Origin of the sequence: Modicisalibacter luteus DSM 23508, assembly GCF_000378505.1 — a bacterium.
Taxonomy (GTDB): Bacteria; Pseudomonadota; Gammaproteobacteria; order Pseudomonadales; family Halomonadaceae; genus Modicisalibacter; species Modicisalibacter luteus.
This window is the reverse complement of sequence record NZ_KB900019.1, coordinates 1-9,838: the sequence shown is the minus strand read 5'-3', so window position 1 is coordinate 9,838 and position 9,838 is coordinate 1. Positions and strand designations below refer to the sequence as shown.

Annotated in this window: 12 protein-coding genes and 2 pseudogenes; 5 read left to right on the top strand and 9 right to left on the bottom strand. The window is 57.2% G+C overall.

Annotation, left to right across the window (positions count from 1 at the left end; genetic code table 11):
• The 3 genes from F568_RS24710 to flhC form a co-directional block, all read left to right on the top strand.
• Window positions 1-292: transposase (locus tag F568_RS24710; protein WP_156817504.1), on the top strand; the 292-nt coding region annotated here is incomplete at its 5' end.
• Complete coding sequence (locus F568_RS24705; RefSeq protein WP_268247068.1) at window positions 289-468, top strand: flagellar transcriptional regulator FlhD; 180 nt, start codon at window positions 289-291, stop codon at window positions 466-468. The genes F568_RS24710 and F568_RS24705, both read left to right, overlap by 4 nt.
• 6 nt (window positions 469-474) lie before the next feature.
• Window positions 475-1,065 carry a flagellar transcriptional regulator FlhC gene (flhC, locus tag F568_RS0121520; protein ID WP_019020815.1) on the top strand — a complete coding sequence of 197 codons (591 nt, stop codon included), beginning with the start codon at window positions 475-477 and terminating at the stop codon, window positions 1,063-1,065.
• 51 nt (window positions 1,066-1,116) lie between these two features.
• On the opposite strand, the gene F568_RS0121515 is transcribed toward flhC, so the two are convergent.
• Both F568_RS0121515 and F568_RS25335 read right to left on the bottom strand, forming a co-directional pair.
• On the bottom strand, window positions 1,117-2,016 hold the full coding sequence (locus tag F568_RS0121515; protein ID WP_019020814.1) for a hypothetical protein: 900 nt from the start codon (window positions 2,014-2,016) through the stop codon (window positions 1,117-1,119).
• A gap of 354 nt (window positions 2,017-2,370) precedes the next feature.
• Window positions 2,371-2,559, bottom strand: a complete 189-nt coding sequence (locus F568_RS25335; protein WP_169338697.1) for a hypothetical protein — start codon at window positions 2,557-2,559, stop codon at window positions 2,371-2,373.
• An 851-nt stretch (window positions 2,560-3,410) separates the two neighbouring features.
• Here F568_RS25335 and F568_RS0121505 point away from each other — a divergent pair.
• The gene (locus tag F568_RS0121505) at window positions 3,411-3,791 is read left to right on the top strand and encodes a histone-like nucleoid-structuring protein, MvaT/MvaU family (protein ID WP_040476768.1); all 381 of its coding nucleotides are present in this window, start codon (window positions 3,411-3,413) and stop codon (window positions 3,789-3,791) included.
• A gap of 38 nt (window positions 3,792-3,829) precedes the next feature.
• Here F568_RS0121505 and F568_RS23660 read toward each other — a convergent pair.
• From F568_RS23660 to F568_RS0121475, 6 genes and pseudogenes are all read right to left on the bottom strand, one after another.
• A pseudogene (locus F568_RS23660) lies at window positions 3,830-4,862 on the bottom strand (ISL3 family transposase); the annotation flags it as partial.
• 66 nt (window positions 4,863-4,928) lie between these two features.
• A pseudogene (locus tag F568_RS25980) lies at window positions 4,929-5,180 on the bottom strand (SDR family NAD(P)-dependent oxidoreductase); the annotation flags it as partial.
• Between the two features lie 156 nt (window positions 5,181-5,336).
• Window positions 5,337-5,618, bottom strand: coding sequence for a hypothetical protein (locus F568_RS0121490; RefSeq protein ID WP_019020809.1), 282 nt, complete (start codon window positions 5,616-5,618; stop codon window positions 5,337-5,339).
• 203 nt (window positions 5,619-5,821) lie between these two features.
• Window positions 5,822-7,456: a mercury(II) reductase gene (gene merA, locus F568_RS0121485; protein ID WP_019020808.1), complete on the bottom strand. Its 1,635-nt coding sequence runs from the start codon at window positions 7,454-7,456 to the stop codon at window positions 5,822-5,824.
• Between the two features lie 63 nt (window positions 7,457-7,519).
• Complete coding sequence (gene merP / locus F568_RS0121480) at window positions 7,520-7,825, bottom strand: mercury resistance system periplasmic binding protein MerP (protein ID WP_019020807.1); 306 nt, start codon at window positions 7,823-7,825, stop codon at window positions 7,520-7,522.
• Between the two features lie 30 nt (window positions 7,826-7,855).
• Window positions 7,856-8,275 carry a mercuric transporter MerT family protein gene (locus F568_RS0121475; RefSeq protein WP_019020806.1) on the bottom strand — a complete coding sequence of 140 codons (420 nt, stop codon included), beginning with the start codon at window positions 8,273-8,275 and terminating at the stop codon, window positions 7,856-7,858.
• Between the two features lie 78 nt (window positions 8,276-8,353).
• Between F568_RS0121475 and F568_RS0121470 the strand changes: the two genes are divergently transcribed.
• A complete protein-coding gene (locus F568_RS0121470; RefSeq protein ID WP_019020805.1) occupies window positions 8,354-8,752 on the top strand; it encodes a MerR family transcriptional regulator in 399 nt (132 codons plus the stop codon).
• A 726-nt stretch (window positions 8,753-9,478) separates the two neighbouring features.
• On the opposite strand, the gene F568_RS0121465 is transcribed toward F568_RS0121470, so the two are convergent.
• A partial coding sequence (locus tag F568_RS0121465; RefSeq protein ID WP_019018252.1) for an oxidoreductase occupies window positions 9,479-9,838 on the bottom strand: 360 nt, incomplete at its 5' end.

Sequence of the window (9,838 nt, the reverse complement as noted above, 5' to 3'; positions counted from 1 at the left end):
AGGACGCCCGCGCTGCCGTCCCCGAAAGCTTCACGCAGATAAAGCTTACGATCACCGACGTTGCCGCCGGTCATGTCAGGCTCGCGGCATCCAGCCTCGCATTGCTCGCCGGGGCGTGGAGGATGGTCAACGACTCGGACGCCATCGCTGGGTTGTCGAGCGGACCTTTGCCTGGCTGGGGCGAATGAGGCGGTTGGCTATACGCTATGAGCGCCGTGTCGATATTCATTATGCCTTCACGCTGCTGGGATGCTCGCTGATCTGTCTGAACAAGCTTCAAGGTAGGTTTTGAAAGGCACTGTAAGCCAGCTATCCCGAACCAATCAATTGCTGTGTCGCCTTTGCTTTGATGATCCCGAGCAGTTGCTGAGACTTACCACCGATCCTCGAGAGCAGGGTCTGGGTCAGACCCATGCGGCGTTGCTGATGGCCTCGGTGTCGACGCGCTCCAACGTTCTGGCTGGGTAATTCGACATGGCCGAGAAGAGCTTGGTCAGTGAAATGCAGCAGGTCCAGATGGCTATCGAGTTGATTGAACTCGGTGCCAGGCTGCAAGTTCTCGAGACCGAAACCGATCTAAGTCGTGGGCGCCTCATCAAGCTATATAAGGAAGTTCGCGGCATGTCGCCGCCCAAGGGCATGCTGCCATTCTCCACCGACTGGTTTATCACCTGGTTGCCGAACATTCATTCATCGCTGTTCTTCAATATTTATGAGCGGCTGGTTGAAGATCATGGCTGTGAGCGCATGAGTGCATTCGTCAGGGCGTTTCGTCTCTATCTGGAGCAGCTGGCCCTTGAAGATGCTGAGCCGGTGCTTGGGTTGACGCGTGCCTGGACCTTGGTGCGCTTTTTCGAAAATGACATGCTTGAGCTCAACAAATGCACTTCCTGTAGTGGCCGGTTCGTGACGTATGCCCACACCCCATCACACGATTTTGTCTGTGGCATCTGTCAGCCCCCATCGCGTGCCGGAAAGACTCGCAAACGTCGCGAGGCACTCGAAGCCGAGCGTTGCGCGAAGAAAGCCGATGAAATAAATCTGCGACAGGCTCGCCAGGCCTAATTGAGGCGCTGTCTGAAAAAGAGATCTAACTAACAATATCTCCGAGATACCTTATTTCGCTGTCGGCTCATTGACGGATTGAGGTACCGACCGATAGCGATAGATATGCAGACTCGGCAAGAACGGCTCTTCCTCAAGACGCTCATCGGATCGTTTTGCCCGCGTGCGCTTCTCAGGCGGAAACGGCGCCACCATGTTGTAATCCGGCAGCCTACCATCCGACGATGGAATAAAAACTGGCAGTGCGACATTCATCGCCCGTCGCATCCGTCCATCTTCCAGTGCCTCACGGAAGAACAGATTTGCCCTCATTAGCGGCGCCTGTTTCTGAACCTTGGCGAGTGGTTCTAAGCTCGGTAGGCCCGCAAGCTTGCGCATCTGTATCTGTATATGCTGCGCCTCGGTATCGTACTTTTCAAGCATCTGTTCGGCTTCGGCCACCGTGACTCGTTTGATGGACCGGCCACTGCTATACCAGGCCAGCCTTACGCGCGTGAGTTCGGCATCGGCAACCGGAACATGCCGCCAGCATTGCTTAAGATGAAGTCGGGCCAGCCCGCTTCCGCGCAGGTGATCGTGCAACGCTGGATGGCGAAACGGGAGAATTGATTTCAATTCTGGGATCATGCCAGGACTACGGGCCTGTATTTCAGCTATTTGGGCAGAAAAAGCTGCCTTGGCCAGGTTCAACTCCTCAACCGCATCCAGAAGCACACTATCTGCCGCTATAAGCCCTACGTAGGTACGTGTCGCCCTACCGTCCTGACCGTCAAGATACCAAAAGTCGAACAGCGCTCTGCGAAGCCAGTCCGCATTCGGCGTCGGCTCGTTTAACGCCCATGCCGCCCCTTGATGGTCTTTATATACCGCTAGGAGCGCCTCGGTTTTATGGATGATGTCGTCGAAGTGCCGTTCGAGTTCTGCCAGCAGTTGATATTGTGTCTGAGGCATAACGCTCTCTTCACTTAACAGTTAATGACACTGTTAGTGTGAGGCATGCCTGGACAAATATCCAGATATATGTAAGCGGTATAAACTTTTTATATCTGCTCTGCTGCCCTTAGCCCAGTTAACTCAGCAGGATCCTAAGTCAGTGATAAACCTCTGCGATGGTGTTGTTACACACCCTCGCCGCATAAACAGGGTTTTTCCAAATCCTTCGTCGGCAACCCTCTCTATCCAATTTAATAAGATAAGGCGGGCCATAGATCCATCGCGTGTCTGACTCATTCGACCCCTGAGTTAGGCATCTTGCGCTAATAGCTTCGTCTATCCGCTGCTGCGTAGCGGCCTGCTCTGCCGCTTTCAGTGCATAGCCTGACGGCTGGCACTTTCACCACGCCTGAATATCGAGACGCTGGGGTTCCTCTCAGGGCGGTCTTCCCCGCACGGGAAGTCTTGGAAGGTCGGCGTGCCCTGAACATCGCAACGGTGGTGATCGGCATAGGCCGGCAGCGCAGCGGCGAGCATTATTACTACGCACCATCGTTTCATTGTTAAATCCTGCGATGGACCGGAATCTATCGGAAGGGCCTGCCCCAGCATAATGGCTGTAGCTGACCATGACGCCGGCCAAATCGACCCTGTGGCGGCCGTAGGAAGCGCGTCGGTGGGAAGCTATTAGAATTAGCAAGGCTAGAGGAAATCGATTCTCATCATTAACTGTCAGTCATAAATGGCAAACAAGGGAAGGTCTGACCACCCTTTTGAATGGCGTTGTCACAGGAGAATGGCGTGTCGATGCATCCAATCCCCCTGAATCGATATACCTCATAAGCGCGCTATTTTCAGTCAGTAAATTAGATGGAGTATTGCACTCGCCATGGCCACACAGGCGGGTATGCCAACTTTCCAGTCACGAGTTATGCGGAACCCCGCAATGCCCAATCCGAGCCCGAAAACGCAGGCGGCAATGCCTGCCCATGCCTGGTTCCCTGTAATGATTCCTGCGCCTAATAGTATTTGGCTTACCCACCAGATAACTGAAAGCAAAAGAAACATCCATGTAATTTCCTAGGCCTTGCCGCTAATCCCCTTCATTTATGGATTCCGTTCCCTATGTTCTTTATGAGGATAGCATCTAAGGCCCTCTACAGATATCCACAGAGATTGTGGAAGGAGGTCGCATAGGGATGGATAACCAGGGCCTTAGGTGCTGCTCAAAAAATGAACAATCCATAGCAGTTTTCCTAAACATCAAGGCGGTTGCTAGATGAAAAATTCACCAGCTAACCTTCTTCTTTTTCATATATGAAAACGGTATAAAATATTACTCACGCTTCCTCTTATGGTATTATTTAAAAGCATACTAAAACGGCTGTACTTTACACCTGCTAGGACGTGACATGAGCCAGAACATGCTTTCTCGATATACCCAACTGAAGGCCCAAAAAGAGCAGATCGAAGAAGAAATGAAGCGCATCGAAGGAGACGAGCGCTTTCGCCGCGAAAAAGAATTTTTGGATAGGCTCCAAGCTCTGATGGATGAGTTTGGTAAGGATGCCAAAGGCGTTATTGAAATACTGTATCCTTCTAAGCCTTCAGCTCAAGCAGCCGCTTCCGAGCAATCATCACAACGCCGCAAGCGCAAGCTCAAGATTTACAAGAATCCTAATACCGGCGAGCGAATCGAAACTCGTGGTGGTAACCATAAGAAGCTGAAAGCCTGGAAAGTAGAGTTCGGCGACGAAACCGTCGAAAGCTGGCTGGTGGATACCCAGGAGTAATCGACCACCATTCGGTAGCGACGGGGCTCAAATTTGGTTCATCGCATTCTGCCGGGGAACGCGGCTTTGATCTTCAGAAAGAAGTACGTCGTGTCCCGGTAGCCGTAAGCCATTCGCTTGATGACCTTGATGCGGTTATTCATCCCTTCAAGCACGCTGGTGTTGAGTCGATAAAGGGCACTGGCAACGATACCTTCCAGGTAAGGCCGTAGGCGCTTGGCGAAGGCCATCAGCGGCTTGAGACCACTGAGGATGGCCATTCCAAACCACTCTTTCCAGCGTCGGCGGGCCTCGGCTTCACTGGGCGCGTACCATAGCTCCTTGAGCTGGCTCTTGAGCAGGTAAACCGTGGTCAGCGGCTCATTGGCGGCCAGCAGTTCATCCAGCTTGACGGTCTGCTCAGGGGCCAGGTTGGCGCGGTTGCGCAGGAGCAGCCAGCGGCTGCGCTTGATCACTCGCCGGCCAGCACGGTCCTCGTGTAGCCGATTGGCCTGATCGACCCGCACCCGGTCGATCACCTCGCGACCGAACTTGGCGACCACGTGGAACAGATCGTAAACGATCCGAGCATTCGGACAGTGTTGCTTGGCTTCCAGGTCCATTGCCATGTTCACGTCCATGGCGACCGCTTCTATCTGATGACAGGTGTCCCTGCCCAGCCACTCGAAGAAGGGGCGTACGGCAGTGCGTGAACGCCCCTCGCCGATCCACAGGACTTGCTGGGTGTCGGCGCAGATAGCCACCGTGGCATAGTGATGCCCCTTGTGCAGGGCAAACTCATCCATGATCAAATGTCGCACCCGGGTCAGGTCTGCCGGGGCTGTCTCACGACGCAGGCGCCGATGATCAATAGCCTTGACCGTATGCCAGTGAAGCCCCACCAGCTCGGCCACGTGTTTGATGGGTAAGAGTCGAACCAAGGTTTCGACCCTGCTCACCATGGCGCAGGTCAGCGGCTGCGTCCGGCCAGCCAGGCAATACGTTCTCGTCGGGGACCACAGGCCGGGCAGCGCACGCGACGCACCGGGACATCCAACCCACACAATATTGGAACAGGTCGCGCTCACGCACGCACGCGGCGATGGCTGACATCGTGAATGAGCCAGGAAGATTGGCCACCAGCACATCAATCCCGCCCAGTTCCCGTTCGATCGCGCCAAACAGGGTTTCGCAGCCCTCCGGCTCGGAGACATCGGCTTGGACCGCAATCGCCTTGCCACCGCGCTGCTGAATATCGCGTGCGACCTGCTCAGCTTCTTCACGGCTGGAGCGATAGTTCACCACGACGGATGCGCCCGCCTCGGCAAACGCGCAGGCAATGGCGCGTCCAATGCCCGAACTGGCTCCGGTCACCAGCGCCCGTTGCCCTGCCAGCGGTTGGTTGGTCATCTCTAGTCCTCCTTGTAGTGTTCGTGAAGCTGAAGCACGCCCCAAGGCTCACTCATCGCCCCTGCAAGGAAGCCTCTTCCCTGCACAACGCAGCGTCTTGTCATCCTCCTGATGAGATGCCCAGCCACAGGCAGGCGTGCCAGGCCACAGAGGACGCTATTTGTCGCTTTCTCTCCCCCCCCGACCTGGCCGGCGCGCAGGTCTGACCATGGCACAACGCTCTTCATTGCGTAGACAGGTGGCACAGCCGCGTTTGAGATGCCAGATGAAGCCGATCACGCCGATAACCGCGACCACGCTTCCCACGCCCGGCCAGCTAGGGACGAGAAAGGCGAGCGACACTCCCGAGAGCAGCAGAAGCGGAATGCCACAGCACAACAGATGCAGCCCGGCAAAAAGGGCAATCGGTAGGGTCGGTTTGCTGGACTTCTTGCTCATGTCGCATCCTGCATGCGTTGAGGGGTGTTGCCGCACAGTGAGGGCCGGGCTCGGCTCGGTAGCTTGCCTTTTGCGACTCCGATAAAAACCCCGTTGTGTTCAACGTAGGTCTGTAGTTGTCACAGGCTCAAGCTCAACCCAAGCGAGTGATGCGCTTTGCCGTTCTTTGGCAAAGCGCATCGGCCCCTTCACATCGAGGCTTATCACCCCGCGCAGCAGGACAGTTGCTTGACGTCCTTGGTGAAGGTCTGGGCACAAAGCTTGAGCCCCTCGACCATGGTCAAGTAAGGGAAGAGTTCGTCGGCGATCTCCTGCACGGTCATCCGGGCACGCAGGGCCATGACCGCCGTCTGGATGAGTTCACCGGCTTCGCCGGTCACAGCCTGGACCCCGAGCAGCCGTCCGCTTTCACGCTCGGCGACGATCTTGATGAAGCCGCCGGTCTCGAAGTTGACCAGCGCACGGGGCACGTTATCCAGGGTCAGGGTCCGGCTGTCGGTGGCGAATCCCTGGGCCTGGGCCTCGGCCTCGGACAAACCGACGGTAGCGATCTGCGGGTCGGTGAAGACCACCGCGGGCATGGCGCTTAAATCCAGGCGCGCCTCGCCCCCCGTCATGTTGATGGCGGCGCGGCTGCCGCCGGCGGCGGCGACATAAACGAACTGCGGCTGGTCGGTGCAGTCGCCAGCGGCATAGATGCCGGGCACGGTGGTACGCAGAGAATCATCAACCAGAATCGCTCCGTGAGCCGTCTCAACGCCGATGGCGTCCAGGTTCAGCGTTTCGATATTGGGCGTGCGGCCCGTCGCGATCAGCAGCTTGTCGCCCTTGATGTCCCCCGTGCCCGTCGTGAGCACGAACTCACCGTCGCCATGCATCACCTGACTGACCTGGACGCCGCGTAATACCTCGATGCCTTCGGTCTGGAAAGCGGCTTCCAGGGCCTCGCCAATGGCCGGGTCCTCACGCGAGAACAGGCGGCTACGCGCCAGGATCGTCACTTTGCTACCCAGCCGCGCGAAGGCTTGGGCCAGTTCCACCGCGACCACCGATGCCCCGATCACCGCCAAGCGCTCGGGAAGGGTGTCGCTGGCCAGGGCGTCGGTCGAGGTCCAGTAGGGGGTGTCAGCCAACCCCGGCAGTGGCGGTATGGCGGGACGCGCGCCGGTACCGATGAAGGCACGGTCGAAGACGACTTCACGCTCGCGGCCATCGTCCTGGTCAACGATCAGGGTCTGCGCATCACGGAAGCGGGCCCTGCCGCGAATGACCGTGATGGCCGGGTTGCCTTCCAGGATGCTTTCGTATTTGCCGTGACGTAACTCTTCCACGCGCCCCTGCTGCCGGGCCAGCAAACGGCCACGGTCAATGGTCGGTGCCGTCGCCGTGATGCCGTCATCGAACGGGCTTTCGCGGCGATGATGGGCAACATGCGCGGCGCGGATCATGATCTTGGAGGGCACGCATCCGATGTTGACGCAGGTGCCCCCGATGGTGCCCTGCTCGATCAGGGTGACACGAGCGCCCCGCTCGACACTTTTCAGCGCCGCTGCCATGGCGGCTCCCCCGCTGCCGATCACGGCGATATGCAGCCCCTGTTCACTGCCAAGAGAACCATCGGTTCGCTCTGCGGCTTGCGTCAGCTCGGCGCCGTAGCCCTTGGCGCGGATCGTCTCGAGCAGGCGCTCGGTACCCACCTCGCCCGGGCGGGTCACTACCGCGCGGCCTTGGTCATAGGAAACCTCGGCCTCGACGCCGGGCAGCGCATTGAGCGTTGCCTGGATCGAATCAGCGCAGCTCGCGCAGGTCATGCCGGTAATCGTGATCGTGGTATGCATAGAAATTCCTCGATAGTCCTTGCACCCAGCATCCGCCGCCCTCGATGAACGAGAGCGTGACGGTTACTGGGCCTTCTCAGCGCTCTCGGCGGCCAGGCGCGACGGGTAGCCCGCATTCGTGGTGGCGGCGGTCAGGTCCTCCTCGCTTGCCTCGGTATCCTCGAAGGTCACCGTGGCGCGTTTTTCCTCGTAGGAAACCGTGGCGTTCTCCACACCGGGCACTTGGTTGAGCGCCTTCTTGACGGTGTAGGGACAGGTCGAGCAGGTCATGTTGTCAACCGCCAGGGTGACGGTCTGCTGAGCGGCGAAGGCCGTGCCAATACCCGCCACGGACAACACAAGCGTGCCAATCAGGTTGCGAATCTTCATAAGAAAAAGCTCCAGAAAATTAAGGATGATCTAGCCAAGGAGCAGCGGGGCGATAAACGGCCAGGCGAGCGCCAACACGACGAGTGCCGTCGCACTCCACAGGGCGAGCTTGATCACACGCTCTGCCAGCGGCGTGCCGCAATAGCCATCTGTGCTGCAAGTATCGGCACGGCAGGCGTTCCTGGGCTTGCGGTAGACGGTGTAGAAGCCAACGCTGAGCATGCCCAGGGTGAAGACAAGAAAAACCGGCTGGTAGGGTTCAAGCGCCGTGAGGTTGCTCATCCAAGCCCCGCCAATGCCGAGTGAGAGCAACACCAATGGCAGAATGCAGCAGGAGGATGCGAGTGTCGCGCCAATGACACTACCGCTTGCCAGCAGACCCTTGCGCCCTGATCGGCTCGGCGTGGATTGCTCGCTTCGGTTAAGTGTTTGGTCTTTACTGGTTTCCATCGTGATCCTCTTGCACAGGGGAAATTTCGCTCTACAGTAGCCCCTGTAGTTACTACAGGATCAAGAGGGAGGTAGGCCATGCCATTACGCCGAGGAGAGCTAGCCAGACGAGCCGGCTGCAACATCGAGACGGTTCGGTACTACGAGCGCATTGGGCTTCTGCCGAATCCGCCCCGAAGCGAGAACGGCTTTCGCAGCTATGAAGAGCGCCACCTCACGCGGCTGACGTTTATCCGCCGAGCGCGCGAACTGGGATTTACGCTCGAAGAGGTGCAAAACCTTCTACGATTGGTTGATGGCGGGCATTCCACCTGCGCTCAGGTACAGGAGCTTGCACTCAGGCATGCCGATGAGATCCAGCGCAAGATAAACGACCTGCACCAAATGCAACATGCATTAAAAGAGATGTCGGCCCAATGCAGCGGAGAGGAAGTGCCCAAATGCCCCATCGTAGAGATTCTTTCTGAGACCTCCTAGCCAAATACCCATTACTGCGGTGTGTTTCATCTTGAAGACTTCGCATCAGAGCGGCTTGCACAGTAGCCTGTTCTTATCGCCACCTTCCTTCTCTTACGCTGATCTGCGAAGAGCCGTACGAAAGCCATTTCCTATACTAGCGGCGCGCAATGAAGCAGCGCTAAGCGAGTTGGTCGAAGAATCGTCTCACCGATAAATTCCTGAATACGATCGCCCGGGGTACGCAAACGAAGGGCAGCCGCGATAGGCGCCCGAATAGCGGTATCCTATATCACCCTGGCGAAGACCTTCATGAGCGCCACGCAAACATGGGTACAACACTGGAAATCAGCCCCTATGCCCACCCGCACAATGACACGTTGAAGGTGGTATACGCTTTCTCTACTTGCCGCAATGACCACCTATGGACTGCTACGTTGCCGAAGGCCAAACGGCATTAATCCAGCCAGCTGAAGAACAGAACCACTGCAGGAAGTCCCGAATGCACAAGGCAGACTTGAAGAACCTAGCGGAGGTGCCGTATAGGTACAGTAAGCAACGACCGGGCTCGCCCTGAACTGTGTGCTTTTGGCGAAGCTGCTAATACCCAGGCCATCCGGAACATCTCTGACAAACTTATCGAGAAACTCGATTAGCACCGCCCTGCTCTATCCTTACCCATCAGGACAGGAGATTACCTCTGGGCTTTGACCAAGGCCGAACAGGATTGCTCGGCCAAGGAAGCTTCTAGAGTTCATGTTCCTTGATGTATGCCTGAGGCTGGAGGATAGAGAAGTCAAATTCCTCAACCGGTTCACCCTCCATCACTCGCTTCGGCCAGGAAGGGTTCGCCAACGCTGATTTACCCAAGGTGATCACGTCGGCCTTGCCATTCGCGATGAGCTCTTCCGCCTTTGCCGGCTCACCTAGCTGACCATTGGCGATAACGGGAACGTGAGTGTAGCGCTTGGCGAGCTCCGTTAGTGTCTCTCCGTCATCGAAAGCCGGGCGCGTCGCATCATATTCGGTGATGTGAATAAAGTCCGGCCCTGCCTTGGCAAGGCTCTCGAAGATGATTCGGGCATCTTCCTTGCCATTGGCCCACTT